Genomic DNA, 17,548 nt, shown 5'->3' with positions numbered 1-17,548 from the left:
TGAATTTTGGAATGAAATTTTAGAATTGAATACTAAAATTGAAAAATTGATGCCGGAGATTTTTTATCTACAGTTTTTAAATTATCAAAACTTGGCAAAGTTGGTATTAACAAATTTAAGTGTGAAACTTGCTCTTCTTCCCTATCTCACGACAAGTTTTTATGACCAGTTTTTAAAAAAACATAAATGTTCGAAAAAATTAGAAACTGTATTCGATGAAATTTTAATGATCTCTACACAAGGAACAACAAAAAATGTACCGGCCCTTTTTGGAGTCTTAGGGGTAATGTACCCAATAGATGTGTGGAGTATCGAAGGTGGTATGAGTTCGTTGATGACAAGTCTTGGAAACAATATTTATGACAATTCCGGGAATGTGTATCTAGGTGAAGAGATTATAAAAATTGAAAAAAGAAAAAAGAATAAAGTTTTAGTTACTACTAATCGTAGATGTGAAGAATATGATTATCTAATCAGTGCGATACCCATTTTTAATTTTTTGGATCTTGTCGATGAGAAATTAAAAAAAGACTTGAAATTAAAACCTCGAAACAGCCTAGAGAAATGGTCGGCCATTACAGGTTATTATACAATTGAAACAGAAAAAGAAATTATAGGTTCCTTTTTTCAAAAACACATATCAGGATTAAAACTCTCTGGTAGCTCTTCAATTTTTATCTCTCTAAGTCACTGTGAGGATAAAGCGAGAACAAATTCTAACAAAAGGACACTGACAATCTCTTATCACACACCCATTAAAAATTGGGAGGAGATTAAGCGTGGTAAAGAATACAGGGAGTTAAAGAGTGAAATAGATCAATTGCTCTGTTCATTAATTAAAAAAGTATTCGATCAAGAAAAAGTCATAGAGCTGCAAAATTATAGCATTGGGACACCCTTAACTTTTGAAAGATACACTTCACGCAAAAAAGGTGCATTAGGAGGAATTCCATTTGATGTTCATGATCCGCTATTTTTACATCAAAGACCTCTTGCTAAAGATGAACTTTTCTTTCTACTTAGTGACACAACAATTCCAGGACAAAGTATTTACAGCTTGAGTATGTCGAGCTTAAACCTATTGCGTTATATGAAGGATGGAGGAATCATTTAGTTGTGTTAATTCTCTGTAAATTCTAAATATATTTGTCGCATGTCAAATTTGATCAGTGTACAATTTTAAGGTTAATTCAAGAGGGCCTATGGTTGTAGTAGAAAAAAAATTTGATTTTTTGTGGCATGATTTTTCGTTAAAAATTGGTCAAACATCATATTGGAGAATTGGACCTCTGTATTTATGGATTGAGGCGCAAGATGGCGAACTCAGAGTACATACTGTTCATACAAATTCACTAAATGATACTGAAATTGAGTATGTAGATCATTATAGTGGAGAGATCGATCCATCCGCTGAATTAACAAGATATTCTTTTAGTTGTGAAATTGAGAAAGTATCTTTCTCTCCTCATCTTCCTGAAAAAGATATTATTTTTAGACCAGACAAACCAATTCAATTGCCGAGTAAGAGGCAAATGAGTCTTTATGTAAATACGAGTTTGTGGATTCATGTAAAAGTAAACGGCAATGAAATTCTTAAAAGTGTTCCTATAGTAACACTGTCAGAGACGTGGCTTGGCCCTGATTCTACTCATGGTGAAATTTGTTTTGCTGCGAAGACAAAAGGCGTTCTCAATTACGAAGATTTAAAATTTTATCCTTATAGATATATCAGTAAGTTTACTATTAAGAACGAAACACATGGGCATGTCCCAATAGAAAGAATCAAACTTATGAACGGAATTTTGAATCTTTATACAAATGAAGAAGGTTATTTCTTTTCAGATTGTATTTCTATGCGAATTGACTCTGATGGAGACGTGAAGATTCATACGAATAAACCAGTAAAAGAAGATTTCGGAATTTTGAAAAAAATATCTCCATCAAGAGAGAGTGGTAGAAATTTAATATCTAGAGCATTGTCGCTGATGATTCAATCTTAAGGTTGCTATGAATAACTTTGTTGAAAACTATAAATTATATATTGAAGGTATTGTCTTTTTAATAATGGGATTTACAGCAGTATCCGCGATCGTAAAAATTGTTTCTCGAATACTTCCAAAAAAGTTCTCAGATACACGTAAACTGATTATTACGAAGATAATTAAATATACCCTGAACCTTTTTGTTATTTTTGTTGCGCTCAATATAATGGGGGTAAATTTAAAAGTATTATTGGGTGCTGCGGGTATCCTGTCTGTCGCTATCGGTTTTGCGTCACAAACATCAGCATCAAATCTGATTAGTGGACTCTTTATTTGGTCAGAGAGACCATTTAAAGTCGGAGATTCAATTATTGTTGGTGATACAACCGGAGATGTTCTTTCTGTAGATCTGCTAAGCACGAAGCTTAGAACGTTTGATAATCTTATGATTCGAATTCCAAACGAAACTTTAATGAAGTCTCAAATCACAAATATTTCATATTTTGATATTCGTCGTGTAGATCTGAAAATACCCCTTTCATTTTCAGAAGATCTTAAAAGAGTAGAAAAGCTTCTTAATGATGTCGTAGACAAGAATCTTTTATGTCTTGATGAACCCAAGCCACTCTTTATAGTTCAGGGCTTCTTTGATTTTTCAATTAATATCCAATTTTCATTTTGGGTGAGAAAAGAAAATTACCTAAAAACGAAAAATAAAATTCAAATAGATATTCTAAATAAGTTTAGGGAAGAAGGAATAAATCATCCGTATCCTAAGCGCATCATTCAAACAGAAGAAGGTAGGGCATAGTGTTTAAAATATTTTTGTTATTATTAATCGCTACAAACGCAAATGCTGTTACTGTTGAAGAAGCATTAAAGCGTGTAGAGATGAATGAAGATGTTCTCATTGCAAATGAGAAAGTAAAACAAGTTAGAAATAATGAAGATTCTCTCTTGGGTAATATCCTACCAGATATTAGTTTAAATGGGGCCTATACAAAATATAGTGATGGTGAAAATGCTAACGGTTATGATGCCCATAATGTCTATTTGCAACTTGTTCAGCCATTATTTAAAGGATTAAAGGAATTTAATGCTTTATCAGCTGCAAAGTTGTTATCAAAAGCAGAACAAAATCTTCGTGAATCAGTAAGTCGTGAGACAAAGCAAAAACTAGTCCGTTCGATTTTTTCATATCTACAGACTCAAAAAGAACTTTCTATACATAAAGAACTTTTAAAAATCTCTAACGAAAGAGTTCTAGAAATTGAACGTAGAGCAAGAATTGGTAAATCAAAAAAGAGTGATATTTATTCGGCAAAAGCACAGGCCTTTAGTGTACAAAGCGGTATTAAGGATATTGAAAACACATTGATGATCAATAGACTTGAAATCGCACGATTAATTAGGCTCACAGATGAAGAAACTATAGAAAACACAAAAAATGATAATATCAAAATCGATAAGTCTTTTAGTGTTGATGACTACCCTACCCTCATCGCTCTTGATTTATCTAAGCAGGTTGTTGAAAAACAAATTAAAATTACCAGAGGTGATCACGCTCCCACTATTAATTTGAAAGCAAATTATTACCTTGAAAACTCTAATGTAAATTCAGATAGAGATTGGGATGCTGGAATTACACTCACTTTTCCGATTTATCAGGGTGGTAAAACAAGTGCGGCAGTCACTGATCAATATATTAATTTAAAGAGAAGTGAAATCGAGATTGTCAGAGCAAAGAAAGCTGTTGCTCAAATTTTTGACTCATTGAATGTAGATATAGAGTCAGGAAAAGAAAGACTTGAACTTAATGAAAAGGCAATGAAGGCAAATAAACTTAACTATGAAGAAGCAGTCAAAGAATACTCGCTAGGTTTGATTACAAACTTAGATGTTATATCAGCGATGAATCAATATATTGATAGCCAAAAAGTTTATGCGAGAACTTACTACAGCGTTCTGAGTTCTAAGTATCAACTTAAAGTTTTAACGGAGAAATAAATTGAAGTTAACAGAAATATCTATAAAAAAACCCGTATTCGCATGGATGATCATGGCGGCCTTTATTGTCTTTGGATTATTATCATTCAAAGATTTGGGGGTAAGTGAAAAACCAGACGTTGATTTTCCTGTAGTCAGTATATCAATTGAGTGGCCGGGGGCGGCACCAGAAGTTGTTGAGCTTGATGTAATTGATATCTTGGAAAGTTCTCTTTTGTCAGTTGAAGGGATTCAAAAAATTTCATCTGAGGCCAAAAGAGGGCGTGCTCAAGTAACTTTAGAATTTGATATTAATAAGGATATTGATGTTGCTGTTCAAGAAGTACAATCTATTTTAGGGGCCGCACAAAGAAGATTACCGTCAGATGTTGAACCTCCAGTTGTCAGAAAATCAAACCCTGAAGACAGTCCTATTTTGTGGTTAAGTATCACAACGAAGCAAATGTCGAAAAAAGATTTAATGACATTTGTACGTGATCAAATTAAAGATCGTTTTCAAACAATTGATGGTGTATCAGAAGTTATTCTTGGTGGATATGTCGAGCCAAATCTGAGAGTTTGGGCCTCAGAAAAAAAATTAAAACAATATGATTTATCAGTACTAGATATTGTTAATGCAATTGGAAAAGAGCACCAAGAGTATCCTGCAGGTATTTTTGAGAACACAAATATGGAGTTCAACGTACGTGTTTTAGGTGAATCTAATACAGTAGAAGACTTTGGGCAGATCACAATAAATCAGCGCGGTGGCTCTCCTGTTTATTCTCCAATTGCACTAAAGGAAGTGGCATCAGTTGAAGATGGCCTTGATGATGTAAGAAGAATAAGTCGTGTTATGGGTGAACCGTCAATAGGATTAGGCTTTAGAAAGAAGCGTGGTTCTAATGCTGTCGATGTTGCAAAACTAGTTAAAGAGAAAATGGTTGAAATTTCTAACTCCCTTCCAGAAGGTACTTCTATTGGTATTAATTTCGACGGGACAACATTTATTGAAGACTCAATTCAAGAATTGAAATTTACTTTAATACTTTCAGGGGTTTTAACAGCATTAGTTGTTTGGATTTTCCTAGGTTCACTAGGGGCTGCATTTAATATTGTTCTCTCAATTCCTACAGCAATCATTGCAACGTTCATGGGGATCAAATTTTTTGGATTTACACTCAATACCTTCACAATGTTAGGTTTGACACTCGCAGTAGGTCTTGTTGTAGATGACAATATTATGATCTTAGAAAATATCACCAGAAAATATAAGGAAGGTGAATCAAAAATTAAGGCTTCGCTTTCAGGGACAAAAGAAATTGCTTTTGCTGCCCTTGCTGCTTCAACGGCCATTATCGCAATTTTTCTTCCTTTGGGCTTTATGAGTGGAATTGTCGGTAAGTACTTTTATCAATTTGCCGTTACTATTTGTATAGCAATTGGATTTTCATTTATTGATGCTGTAACTCTAACTCCGATGAGAACATCTTTTATGCTTGGTGAAGATAAAAACGAAGGGAAAAGATGGATTGATAGAGCTATGAATTGGTGTGAGGCGCTTTATGAGCGCGTACTGATTAAGGCCCTTGATTATAAATGGCTTGTTCTAATTAGTTGTCTTGTTGTTTTTTCAAGTACGATTTTTATCTTTAAAAGTTTGAAACGTGAATTCGTTCCCCCTCAAGATCAAAGCCGTTTGATTCTTTTCATGAAAACGAAGGCAGGATCTTCTTTAGAATATACTGAAAAGAAAGTAAGTGAAATTGAGACTATCCTTATGGCACAAGCGGAAATAAAGCGCTATTTCGTTGCTATTGGTGGATTTACTGGAACAGAATCAAATACTGCTTTTGGATACGTAACTCTTCATCCAATTGATGAGAGACCTGCAAATAAAGAATTGAATAAGAAGCTCACACAGCAGCAATTTGCTGATCAACTGAAAACAAAGCTACGCGAAGTTAAAGGGATAATGGCCTTCGTGCGTGACCCATCTTTAGGAGGGTTTGGTACAGGGGCAAGTTACCCTATTGAATTTAGTCTTAGCGGCGCAAGCTGGCCGAAATTGATTGAAATTTCTGAAGGCCTTAAAAAGCAAATGTCTGATTCTAAACTTATGGTTGAAGTTGACTCAAATTACAAAGGTGAAATTCCAGAACTTCACATTGTTCCTGATAGAGAAAAAGCACTTAAACGTGGTGTATCAGTTGCTGATATCGGAAAAACGATTCAATCAATGGTTTCTGGTGTCGTTGCAGGAAAGTTCTCAAAAGGTGGGAGACGCTACGATATTAAAGTTAAGATGGTTGACAGTGAACTCAAAGAGCAAAGTGATATCTCAAAGATTATGGTTCGAAATAACAGAGGTCAGCTAGTTTCTTTAGGAGATGTTACAAAAGTTGTTGAACGAACAGGTCCTCTTGCCATTACTCGTGAAGACCGCGCTCGTGCTATTCTTTTAACGGCTAACCTTGCACCAGGAATAACACAAAGTGATGCACTCGATTACGTTAGAAATGAATTGAGTAAAGAACTACCAGAAGGTTACACTCTCATTGAAAGTGGGGCCTCTAAAACTTATAACGACTCATTCTATAGTTTAATCTTTGTTATTGTTTTAGGGCTGCTAATTGCCTATATGATTTTGGCCTCACAGTTTAACAGTTTCGTAAGTCCAATTACGATTTTATCGGCACTACCATTTAGTTTCACAGGTGCTTTTTTGGCCTTAAAATTGGGAGATCAAACATTAAATATGTACTCAATGATTGGATTAATTCTTTTAATGGGTATTGTTAAAAAGAACTCAATTATTCTCGTTGATTTTACAAATCAAATGCGAGCAACGGGAATGAGTGTGAGGGATTCACTGATTAAGGCGTGCCCTATTAGATTGCGACCAATTATTATGACATCGGTATCAACGATTGCGGGAACATTGCCTGCGGCCTTTGCCTTAGGACCAGGAGCTGAAACAAGAATTCCAATGGCCCTAGCGGTAATTGGGGGGCTGCTATTCTCGACATTACTTACACTTGTCATAGTTCCATGTATTTACATGATTATGCCAGGCCGAGTGAGTGAAGAGAGAGCACTACTTTAAATCTCATGTGCTAAGTCGTAAAAATAGCGCCTTAGCACAATTTCTTTGCTTGCTTTTTTGTGCATATTTCATTAGAAATAAGAGTTCATAGATCTTTTGCGCACCCTTAGCTCAGTTGGATAGAGCGTTTGACTACGGATCAAAAGGTCGGGAGTTCGACTCTCTCAGGGTGCGCCATCTTTTTAAATCCCCTCTTTTTATAAACAAATCTAAGTGGCTGTTTTCAAAACGCAAAAAAATGGATAAATAGTGAGCATGGATCATCACGTAAAAACAGCAAAGAAAAATGTTATCAAGTTTATTCTTGGAATTAAGCTCAAGCAGCTTAGAAAGAAGTCTAATTTAAGCTTGAAAGAACTTGCTGAAAAATCGGGTCTATCAGCTTCTTATCTAAACGAAATTGAAAAAGGTAAGAAATATCCTAAGCTAGAAAAAATCAATGCTATTGCAGATGTATTAAAAGTAAGTGCCGATCATTTATCATCAACGAAATTGGGAAAATCTCTTCACCCACTTACTGAGTTTGTGGAAAGTGAATTGTTCAACAAATTTCCGGCCGAAATGTTTGGAATTAACGATCAAGATATTTATGATCTAATGTCCAATTCGCCAGAAAAATTTTCATCATTTCTTGTCGCTGTTTTAGAGCTTGCTAGAAGTTATGACATTACAGTTGATAATATTCTGCAATCTGTTCTTAGAAGTTATCAGGAAAGTTATAATAATTACTTTGTAGATTTAGAGAACCTTTCTCTCCAAGCACGTGAAGAGTTTGGATTGAATGAGAATAATTTTACTTCATCACAATTGAAAGATGTTCTTATTCAGAAGTTTGATTATGTCATTGATGAAGAGTCTTTAAGTCATCATGAAGAAACTAAATCAACGAGAAGTTATTTTAAGGCAAAAAAAGGAAAGAATATTTTCCTTCTTAATAAAGATCTTACGGAAGCTCAGAAAAAATTTACGCTCGGAAAAGAGCTTGGTATTTGTTACCTGGGAGTAAGAAGAAAACAAGAAGGGGCCATAGATTTTGCACAAATCCTTGGCGATTTTAGGGCCTCATATTTTTCTGGAGCTTTGAGTCTTCCGGCCCATAGTTTTGTAAAAGATCTTAAAGAGGTCTTTCAAAATAAAAGTTTTAAAGAAGAGAGCTTCTTAAGTCTTCTGATTAAATACGGCGTAAGTTCGGAAGTGCTCATGCACAGAATGACACAAATACTCCCAGAGTACTTCGGATTGAATCAGTTGTATTTCTTAAGATGTACAAATGACTTTGAGCAAAGACCAAATGCTTTCAAAATCACAAGAGAATTACATTTGGCCCAGATGCACGCTCCTCACGGTCAAAGACTTAAAGAACATTATTGTCGTCGTTGGGTGACAATCACTCTATTAAAAGATCTCGCCAAAAAAATGACTGAGAACAAAAATGATGTTCCACTGCTTGGAATACAACGATCATTAATTAACGGTCAAAATGTTGAATACTTTTGTGTATCAATCGCACGCCCTTCTAAAATAATGCCAGAAACAAACTCATGTATCACTATCGGTATTTTGATGGATGATTACTTTAAGAGACAAGTTAGTTTTTGGAATGATGAGAGTGTTACTAAAAAATTAGTAGGTCAAACCTGTGAACGTTGCAATATTATGGATTGTAATGAAAGAGCGGAAGAGCCAACAATTGTTTTAGAGCAAGAAACTCAAATCAAAAAATCACAGTTCCTTAGCAATTTAGTCAAAGATATGTAGATGTCGCATGGCGCTTAGATCAAATAAACTATAAATTTGCATAAAAAAACAAAAAACGAACAAACTTGTCCTTGAGCATATCGAGAATTCTTCTACAATATATGAATTAATTATATTTAAAATCCTTAATAAGATATTGGAGGTCGTATGAGGAATATTCTAATCATGTTAATGGTCGGAGTAGTTGCAGTTTCTTGTTCTTCTAAGCAAGAGAAGTCAGAAGACAAGAAAGAAGAAGTTACGTTTCAAAAAGATTACGTATTAGTTGATGCTTCTGAAAAATCAGTTCCGACTTGGATTGATGAGCCAGTTAAAGGTGATAAAAAATCAGAAGCAGCAGATCATAGATACTTTGTAAATGAGTCATCTAGTGCAAATAAGCGACTTTGTTTGAAATCAGCAGAAGCTAGAGCAAATGCTCGCATTGCTGCAGAAATCGCTCAGTTCATTAAAAACTCATACACTGAGGCAACTCAAAATGATGAAGGAGATGAAGCGTCTGAGTATATGGAAGAGGCCCTTGCACAAGAAGCTCAATCATTCATCGTAGGAGCTTCAACTCATAAAACTTACTGGGAAAAGAGAAGATATAAAAAAGCTCTAGGTGCAGATGAAGATGAGACAAAGTTCAACTGCTACGCTCTTGTTAAAATGAGTAAGAAAAATCTAAGCAAGGCCGTTAACAGATCAATGCAAAAACTTTTTGGTGAAATTGAAAAACCAGAAGTTAAGAAAAGAGCTCAAAAAGCACTAGAAGGTGCTGAACAAGCTTTTGTAAATCTGGAAAAGAAAGTTGAAGTCGAAGTAGAAGACGACGAATAAGTTCAAAACTATAAGGGGTCATTCGGCCCCTTTTCTAAAGAGTTAATATGAAAATTTCAGTCCTTTCATTAATGATGCTTTCATTGAGTATATACGCGGCTTCTCCTGAGTGGGTTAATAAACTCGATACAGATAAAAAATTGTGTAAGAAAGATAATGAAATCTGTGCTGTTGGAATTGGAGAAAGTGAATCACTTGCGAAGTCCAATGCAAGAGCTGAGATTTTAAAATACTTCAAAACTCAGATTTCATCGAAATTTACAAGTGAACTTTCATTGGTTGGAAAAGAAGTTAGTGAAAGTTCAAGCGAGAGAATAGAAGAAATAACAGAAGGTGCCATAAGTGGAATCGACATCAGAAAAACAGATGAAGATGAAACGAATTATTATGCACTGGCAGTTTTAAATAAAAAAAATGCCGCCAAAATATTGCGAAATGAAATAACAAAACTTGATGAAATGATTAAAACACTTTCTTCTTCGAAGGATGGCAAAGATATTTTCGAGATGGAAGAAAGATATATCGAAAGAGAAAGTATTTATGAAAGGTATCTTTTAGTAAGTAAGACAAAGCTACCGGCGCCGATTTCATTTAAAGAGATGTTTGCTAAAAAGAAACAAATAACGAAAAATGTACTGGTGAAAGTTACTATTGAAGAAGAGGGAAAGAAGCTTGTTTCAGGCCTCGTAAAGAAAGAGCTTTCTGCCCTAGGCTATAAGAGTGTAGCCAATAATCAATCTCATGATCTTTTAGGGAAGTTTTATCCCGAAAAAATGTACATGAATGTTGATGGTTTTGAAAAATATAATTTTATTCTAGAAATTACAGCTCAGAATAAAAAAGGCGAGAAAAATACAATAAAAGAATCCTTTCAAACAGTTGGAAGAGATTATGATCAAGCCTATTCAAAAGCGATTGAATCAGTAAGTGATTATTTAAACAAAAACTTGAAAAAGATAAATTTTAATTAGGAGTATTTATGAAAGTGAAAAGTCTTTTATTATTGTTAGCACTATCATTTGTTGTAACGTCTTGTGGTGGTTTTAAAGCGCAAAGAGTTTCAGCTGACGAATCAGATGAATTGGCAATGGAAATTACAGACAAGTGGGTGGCGAAAGATACTGAAATTACAGTAAAGAAAACACTAGAACAAATTTCAAAGCATAAAGGTTTTCAACGCTACCTTGCTAAACTTGGGCGTCAACCAAAGGTATTCATTTCTGAAATTCAAAACGTAACATCAAATCCATACTTTCCTATTGGGGATTTTAACGATGAACTATTAACTGAATTTTCAAGTTCAGGGGATTTTGTACTAATTGATGCTGATGCCAGAGAAAAACTTTTGAAAGAAATTCAATATCAAAACGATGGAATGGTTGATCCCGCTCAAATCAAAAATATTGGTAAACAAGCAGGTGCTGATCTGTTAATTTTTGGTGCCGTCAGAATGCAACCACAAACAAGGGATGGGAAAACTATTAAAGAATACTCTGTAAATATTAGAATGACAGACCTTGAAAAAGGAATCGAAGTTTTAAGAACAAGAGCGAAAGTTAATAAATTTTCTGAAAAAAATTCTACAGGCTGGTAATAAATGATTAAAGGTCTTCACTTTTTAGTAATCGTCTTTTTATTTTTTGGTTGTGCGACTAATAATGCACGTAAATCACTGGAAAAGTTGAAGACCGAAATCAAAACTGCAAATTATGAAGGGGCCAGAAAAGTAGTTCTTGCAAAAGATTTTTATGCTGACGACAATTCGAAGCTCCTTAAACTCGTCGAGATTGGAACAGTTGAATATCTAAATGGGAACCTCTATCAGGCCCTTCAAGCATTTGATGAAGCAAAAGAATTATCTGATAAGCTATTCACCGTTAGTATTAGTAAAAAACTAAAATCTGCCTTTTTGAATGATAGTGAAGATAACTATTATGGAGATCTCTTTGAAAGGTCTTATATACGTTATTATCAGGCCCTAATTCATTTTAAATTAAGTGAAAAGGGTGAGTATGAAAGTTATGAAGTCGTTCATATGTCAGAAGATGGAAAAGAAGAAAAATCAAAAAAAATCATTGCGGCAAAGACATTAGATGCAAAAGAAAAAAGATTCCACCTTTTTGCCGCAAGGTCGGTATTAATCGAGTGGAACTCGCTTTTAAGTCAAATGACTCAAAAAGGGTTAGGCCACGTTGTATTTAAAGATGATTTGATTGCGAAACTTTTAGGTGCCTTTATTCATGAGAGAATTGGAACACGCGATGATAGACAAATCGCGATGGGACTTTATCGAAGTGCAGTAGATTTATTATTTAAAAATTATAATTTTTTCAAAACCTTTAATGAAAAAAATGAACTCTTCAAAAAAGATTTCGACAAATTACCTAACAAAGAATTGGCCGAAGTTGAAAGAACTTATGTTCAAAAAACAAATGAATATAAAAAATTATCTACATTGCTAGCTTCCAGAGAAAAAGAGGTTAAAGCTAATAAGTTTGCGAATTTTGCATTTGTTTTAGAAGAAAACTTTATTTCTGATAAATATGCAAAAAAAATAGACTTCCCGCTTAATCTCGTAGCGATACCTACAACTGTTAATGATAAAAATGATTTCTTTTCATTTGTAGCAAAAATTCTTCATATTAGTGTGGGGGCGAATCCAAAAATATCTTTCGAATTACCTGCGATTAAAGGAAAGGTTGATTCTGCTGAATACTATCTTGAAATTGAAAATGGAAAAAAAGAAAAGATTGACCTCGTGGCCGTAGATCCTCTTTCGGAAATGGCCGAGCTAGCACTTGATAATCAGATTGTGGCGACTACTGCGAGAACAGGTGCCAGAGTCGCTGGAAAACATATGGCAGCACTAGTTGCAGCATATCTAACTTATAAATCATCGGCCAAAAGTCTTGGAAATGAATTAGGCTATTTTGCTGGGGCCGCATCATATGTTGCTGCAAATAAGGGGATTGAGTACTCGGAAAGAGCGGATTTACGATCATGGTCTACCCTGCCTAGTACGATTAAGTTCACGAGTGCTTTTATTCCAAAAGGCAAATATAAGATAAGGTTGTTCCAAAAGGCAGAAAAACCCATTTTAGTTAAAGATTATGGGGAAGTCCTTATAAATAAAGAAGGAACTCTTTTGACTCATAGGAAATCATAGGATTTCAATCTATAAAAATGAAGTTTTCTTAAGCTGGTTATAGTTTTCACCATGATAGAATTTCCCTAGAAACTGGGTTCTATTATGGTGAAAAGAAAATACAAAACGCGATACAGATTTTTAATTATTGGTACATTCGTATTTCTAATTTTTGTCGCTATGTCAGTCTTCACACTTTCTTCTATTAGTCGGGTCAATAGCGATATTGGTCTAATCACTAAGCATGAAATCCCTCTCACAAAAGTTTTTGATAATATTATTGATCTTCTGTTAAAGAACAGTCGAAATGTAAGCTTATTGAGCCGTGAGATGAGTCAAAATGGAGAATTGGAATCTGGCCGTAGTTTCGCTTTATCTAAAATAAAAAAAGATATTGAAGCAAATATTGAAAAAATTAAAATTGAACTGGCCAAAGGTAAGCAGATCATTAATTCTCAAAGTTTTAATGATGAACAAAGACGATATGCTTATTTATCTTTAATTACATTAGAAGATTCAGTACGCGATATTAATATAACAACTTCGCAGTTATTAAGAAGAATTGAAAAAGGTGATAAGAGTAATACTGATGAGTTGATTGAAGATTTATTCAACCTGAACAATAACTTGAATGATAATCTTATTTATTTCTCAGATGAAATTGATTCGATTATAACAACTTCTTCAGCTTCTTTAGAAAATGATATTGGTCGCATACTAGGATATAACTACTTCATAGTGATCTTTTTTATTCTAACCGGCCTAACTTTCTTTGCATATGTATATAGATTTCTTCTGTATCCACTTGATGAGGCCATAGAAGGCATTGAAGCAATTTCCAGAGGAGATAGAAGCTTCATGTTTAAAAAATCATGGAATAGAACTGGTCTCGGCCACTTGATCGTGAAACTTAGAACTATGCTTGATTCAGTTAATGATTTTGAACAAAAGTTAAAAAATGAAAAAGAAAGAGCACTTGAATCCGAAAAGTTGAAGAGTCAATTCTTATCTTCAATGAGTCATGAGATCAGAACGCCATTAAACACCATAATTGGAACAACGGAAATTTTAGAAGAAAGTGATTTACCAGATCATCATAGAAAATTGATAGGGAGTATTTCCAACGCAAGTAATAACCTTCTAGATATTATCAATAAAGTTTTGGATATTAGTAAAATTGAGGCAGGTCAATTTGAACTTCACGAAGAGATTTTTGAACCGAGGGTTCTTATAGAAGATGTTATCGGAATGTTTAAATATAGGGCGGATAAAAAAGAGATTTCGCTATTGTTGTCTATTGATGAAAATGTACCAAGATACTTGGAAGGTAGCGCTGTACATATAAGACAAATTCTCATTAATTTATTGAGTAATTCATTGAAGTTTACAGAAAAAGGTTATGTGAAAATTTCTATGGAGAGAGAATCTGGCGAGAGATATATTTTCTCTGTCAAAGATACAGGTATTGGTATTGCAAAAAACTACTTATCTAAATTATTCACACCTTTTTCTCAACAGGACTCATCTATTTTTGCAAATTTTGGTGGGACAGGATTGGGTCTTAGCTTTTGCCAAAAAGTTTTGAAACTAATGGACTCACAAATGGAAGTCGATTCTAAGGTAGATGAAGGAACAACGTTTAAATTTATTATACATTTAAGAAATATTGTTCAAATCAAGCAGACGTACAAGGACAAAATTGATTATGTTGAACAGATAAATCAGAACAAAGGTTTAAGAATTCTTGTAGTAGACGATGCAGAAGATAATATTAATTTATTGAAACTCTATTTCGCGAAATTAAATATTGAAGTTGATTTTTGCTTGAATGGTAAAGAAGCCGTTGATGCGTATTCAAAGAATCCCTATGATATAGTGATCATGGATGTTCAGATGCCAATTATGAATGGAAATGATGCCATTATTCATATCCGTCAATTTGAACGAGAAAATAGAATACCTTATTCGTACATTATTTCGCTTACCGCTCATGCTATTTCAGCAGAGCGTGAGAAGTGCTTTGCCGCCGGATGTAATGAGTATTTGGCCAAACCGATTAAGAAGAATATGTTATTTGAAAAAATATATGAAGGAATAGCCAGAGAAGCTCAGGGCCCATCTATGAAAATGCATTGATTAAAGCTATTATAGTTTTATGATAGAAATTCTAGAAAAATTAAATCTTAGTCAAGACCACAATAAAATTCAGATTCTTTTTTGGGGCGTGTTCTTTTTGTTAGTTCTTGGAGAGGTCAGTGTTGCTGTTTATACAGGTGATATTCTTTATCCTCTTGCAAAAGTAATTGGTCTCACCATTTTTTATAGCTTCTACTATAGATCACTGAAGAGATTTTATTACACATACTGGACACTTTCATTATTTATAATGCTCGATATCTTATTTCATCTTTATGATGGCATATTTGTCTATGGTCACTTTAATATCATTTACGTTTTTGTACTGGCGCTTATATTTCAAAGTATTCAGATGTATGCCCTATCTTCTCCACTGTACTACCCAGTCGTGAGTTGGTGGGAATATGACTTTCGCTTTAGAACAGACCTGAAGATTGATATTGAAAGTGATGGTAAAAAAGTTGAAGGACGAATTGTTGATGTGAGAAGAATGGCGCTTGGGCTCCAGTCATTTGAAAATTACAAGCCAGGTGAAATCGTTAAAGTCTTTTTTCATGAAGGTGGAACAGAGGTTTCACTAAAATGTGAAATTGTGAGTAAAAGAAACTATTCAATTGGAAGACCTAATATATATGGGCTCAGACTATTTGACTCATTAGAAAGAATTGAAGAAGATTACAAAAAGTTAAATACACTTTGGCGCAGTAAGAAAAGACTTGTACGCGAACAAAAATTTTCAAAGGATAATCTTGTTTGAAAGTTTCAGATGATCTTTGGTATATGCAAATGGCCCTTGAAGAGGCCAATAGGGCCTATAAATTAGATGAAGTCCCTATAGGGGCAGTTATCGTAGGGCCTCAGGGTGAAGTGCTGGCCAAAGAATGTAATTTCAAAGAAAAAAATAATGATCCTTGCGGCCACGCCGAAATCTTAGCAATAAAGGCCGCTGCCCAAAAGATTGGAGATTGGCGTCTAATTAATAGTACTCTCTACGTTACTCTTGAGCCGTGCCCAATGTGTCTTGCGGCCATGGTTCAAGCAAGAGTTAAGCGCGTTGTTTTTGGTGCTTATGATTCAAAAGGCGGCGCCCTAAGTCTCAATTACAATCTATATAAAGACAATCGTCTCAATCATGCTTTCAAAGTAACTGGTGGCATCTTACACTTTGAATGCTCTAAGCTTTTATCCACTTTCTTTCGTGAGAAAAGAGGAAAGTACAGCTACAAACAAGGTTAGACAGAAATTACGATAAATGTTATAAATTTCTCTACGGAGAATTGGCCGAGTGGTCGAAGGCGCACGCTTGGAAAGCGTGTATACGGCAACGTATCGAGGGTTCGAATCCCTTGTTCTCCGCCATTCCTTTATTTGCACTTTTCTTCTTCAATATGATACGCCGGCACTGACGTTTGGCTAATCTAGCTGAAAGCTCGCGCTTTCAGTGTTCTCCGCCATTTTATAATTGTTCATATCATCCACTTCAAATTGATACGCCAGCACTGACGTTTGGCTAATCTTGCTGAAAGCTCTCGCTTTCAGTGTTCTCCGCCATTGCTCTATCTGCACTTTTCTTCTTCAATATGATACGCCAGTGCTGACGCTTGGCCAATTGCCTGTTTTCAGTAAAGCTAAAGCACTTTTAAATAAAAATATTTTAAAAAAAGAAGTCTACTCCGATACGTGAAAGAGGGAGAGACCATGAAAGTATCCAAATTTGTATTAGTAGCTTTGATTTTATCAATGAATGCAAATGCGCAGTTGTTGCAGAAGAAGTATGGTGGATTAAATGATAAACCTGCCGAGTATCTGTACATCGATAATAAAACATCAGTGATTGTCCCCTTTCATAAATACGATAAATTTTTATCAACACAAATTGGAATTGCAACTAGGCCAGCGAACCACATTTTTATGAATGAAAAAGATGAGGTCATCGCCTATCCTTATTTGATTGTTCCGGACTCAGAATATGATAGCTATTTAAAAAAGAGCGCCGGAATTGCTGGCAAAAAAGAGAATCATCTTTTTATAGAAGGAAAGGATGTTGTTGTACTCAAGGCCAGCGAGATAAATACGAATCCAAGTTTCTATCCAGGTATTGCGAACCAACCAGCAAATCATGTCATGATCGACGGGCAGGAAGTTGTTTTTGTTGATAAGAAAAAATATCTTGGCTTCATTGCTCAGTATCCAGGTATTCCTAACCTTCCTGAAAACTATGTATATATTGATAAGAAAATAGTTGTTGTTGTTCCCATGAATATTGAAGACTCTAAAGATCATTATTCTGAGCCAACACGATTTGATATAAATGATAAAAGTAGAGACACAGTAAAAGAAATTCCAACTTTTGATAGTCAGCCAGAGAAATCAAGGGCCACTATTAGAAAATAGTTAATGTACCATAATCGTACTTTAATAGGGTTGACACAAAGACCTCCAATCAATAAGATGCACACGGTAGTCGATCCTACAGCGAGTATTTTCTTGGTGAACTCCGCCAGGTCGGGAACGAAGCAACGGTAGCCGTAGAGGTATTGTGTTGTATGGATCGGCTGCCCCAAAACCTCATTAAATCCTGTCAAACTCGTTTCCAATAAGCTAACATTATCA

The 17,548-nt window shown here is 34.7% G+C and carries 14 protein-coding genes, 2 tRNA genes and 1 other RNA gene; all 17 read left to right on the top strand.

Features of this window, described 5'->3' with window-relative positions; all coding sequences use genetic code 11:
- On the top strand, positions 1–1,114 hold a 1,114-nt coding region (locus M899_RS17285), incomplete at its 5' end, for an FAD-dependent oxidoreductase (protein WP_021272771.1).
- 88 nt (positions 1,115–1,202) lie between these two features.
- On the top strand, positions 1,203–2,000 hold the full coding sequence (locus M899_RS17280) for a hypothetical protein (RefSeq protein WP_021272765.1): 798 nt from the start codon (positions 1,203–1,205) through the stop codon (positions 1,998–2,000).
- A gap of 7 nt (positions 2,001–2,007) precedes the next feature.
- The gene (locus M899_RS17275; protein WP_021272784.1) at positions 2,008–2,793 is read left to right on the top strand and encodes a mechanosensitive ion channel family protein; all 786 of its coding nucleotides are present in this window, start codon (positions 2,008–2,010) and stop codon (positions 2,791–2,793) included.
- Positions 2,794–2,807: 14 nt separating this feature from the next.
- The gene (locus M899_RS17270; protein ID WP_155897256.1) at positions 2,808–3,989 is read left to right on the top strand and encodes a TolC family protein; all 1,182 of its coding nucleotides are present in this window, start codon (positions 2,808–2,810) and stop codon (positions 3,987–3,989) included.
- Between the two features lies 1 nt (position 3,990).
- Positions 3,991–7,074: an efflux RND transporter permease subunit gene (locus tag M899_RS17265; RefSeq protein ID WP_081653879.1), complete on the top strand. Its 3,084-nt coding sequence runs from the start codon at positions 3,991–3,993 to the stop codon at positions 7,072–7,074.
- Between the two features lie 100 nt (positions 7,075–7,174).
- Positions 7,175–7,251, top strand: a tRNA-Arg gene (locus M899_RS17260).
- 78 nt (positions 7,252–7,329) lie between these two features.
- Positions 7,330–8,832, top strand: a complete 1,503-nt coding sequence (locus M899_RS17255; protein WP_021272757.1) for an XRE family transcriptional regulator — start codon at positions 7,330–7,332, stop codon at positions 8,830–8,832.
- A gap of 147 nt (positions 8,833–8,979) precedes the next feature.
- Positions 8,980–9,654: a hypothetical protein gene (locus tag M899_RS17250; RefSeq protein WP_034730255.1), complete on the top strand. Its 675-nt coding sequence runs from the start codon at positions 8,980–8,982 to the stop codon at positions 9,652–9,654.
- A gap of 47 nt (positions 9,655–9,701) precedes the next feature.
- Positions 9,702–10,625: an LPP20 family lipoprotein gene (locus tag M899_RS17245; RefSeq protein WP_021272782.1), complete on the top strand. Its 924-nt coding sequence runs from the start codon at positions 9,702–9,704 to the stop codon at positions 10,623–10,625.
- 8 nt (positions 10,626–10,633) lie between these two features.
- Entirely contained in the window at positions 10,634–11,248 is a 615-nt protein-coding gene (locus tag M899_RS17240) for a hypothetical protein (protein ID WP_021272780.1), read from the top strand.
- Between the two features lie 3 nt (positions 11,249–11,251).
- Positions 11,252–12,820, top strand: coding sequence for a lipoprotein (locus M899_RS17235; protein WP_021272781.1), 1,569 nt, complete (start codon positions 11,252–11,254; stop codon positions 12,818–12,820).
- Between the two features lie 84 nt (positions 12,821–12,904).
- The gene (locus M899_RS17230; protein ID WP_034730252.1) at positions 12,905–14,935 is read left to right on the top strand and encodes an ATP-binding protein; all 2,031 of its coding nucleotides are present in this window, start codon (positions 12,905–12,907) and stop codon (positions 14,933–14,935) included.
- A 19-nt stretch (positions 14,936–14,954) separates the two neighbouring features.
- A complete protein-coding gene (locus M899_RS17225) occupies positions 14,955–15,692 on the top strand; it encodes a PilZ domain-containing protein (RefSeq protein ID WP_021272778.1) in 738 nt (245 codons plus the stop codon).
- A complete protein-coding gene (gene tadA, locus M899_RS17220; protein WP_021272770.1) occupies positions 15,689–16,171 on the top strand; it encodes a tRNA adenosine(34) deaminase TadA in 483 nt (160 codons plus the stop codon). Before M899_RS17225 ends, tadA begins: the two co-directional genes overlap by 4 nt.
- A 35-nt stretch (positions 16,172–16,206) precedes the next feature.
- Positions 16,207–16,294, top strand: a tRNA-Ser gene (locus M899_RS17215).
- 339 nt (positions 16,295–16,633) lie between these two features.
- Complete coding sequence (locus M899_RS17210) at positions 16,634–17,329, top strand: hypothetical protein (protein WP_021272786.1); 696 nt, start codon at positions 16,634–16,636, stop codon at positions 17,327–17,329.
- Between the two features lie 69 nt (positions 17,330–17,398).
- An RNA gene (gene ffs / locus M899_RS18155) (signal recognition particle sRNA small type) lies at positions 17,399–17,494 on the top strand.
- Positions 17,495–17,548: the final 54 nt, after the last annotated feature.

This window comes from Bacteriovorax sp. BSW11_IV (assembly GCF_000447755.1).
Lineage (GTDB): Bacteria > Bdellovibrionota > Bacteriovoracia > Bacteriovoracales > Bacteriovoracaceae > BSW11-IV.
Note: the sequence above shows the minus strand (reverse complement) of the source record. Positions and strands in the feature narration are given on the sequence as shown.

Coding starts and splice junctions, on each gene's coding strand:
- M899_RS17280 (WP_021272765.1), top strand. CDS start 1,203: ATGGTTGTAGTAGAAAAAAAATTTGATTTTTTGTGGCATGATTTTTCG.
- M899_RS17275 (WP_021272784.1), top strand. CDS start 2,008: ATGAATAACTTTGTTGAAAACTATAAATTATATATTGAAGGTATTGTC.
- M899_RS17255 (WP_021272757.1), top strand. CDS start 7,330: ATGGATCATCACGTAAAAACAGCAAAGAAAAATGTTATCAAGTTTATT.
- M899_RS17250 (WP_034730255.1), top strand. CDS start 8,980: ATGAGGAATATTCTAATCATGTTAATGGTCGGAGTAGTTGCAGTTTCT.
- M899_RS17245 (WP_021272782.1), top strand. CDS start 9,702: ATGAAAATTTCAGTCCTTTCATTAATGATGCTTTCATTGAGTATATAC.
- M899_RS17240 (WP_021272780.1), top strand. CDS start 10,634: ATGAAAGTGAAAAGTCTTTTATTATTGTTAGCACTATCATTTGTTGTA.
- M899_RS17235 (WP_021272781.1), top strand. CDS start 11,252: ATGATTAAAGGTCTTCACTTTTTAGTAATCGTCTTTTTATTTTTTGGT.
- M899_RS17230 (WP_034730252.1), top strand. CDS start 12,905: ATGGTGAAAAGAAAATACAAAACGCGATACAGATTTTTAATTATTGGT.
- M899_RS17225 (WP_021272778.1), top strand. CDS start 14,955: ATGATAGAAATTCTAGAAAAATTAAATCTTAGTCAAGACCACAATAAA.
- M899_RS17210 (WP_021272786.1), top strand. CDS start 16,634: ATGAAAGTATCCAAATTTGTATTAGTAGCTTTGATTTTATCAATGAAT.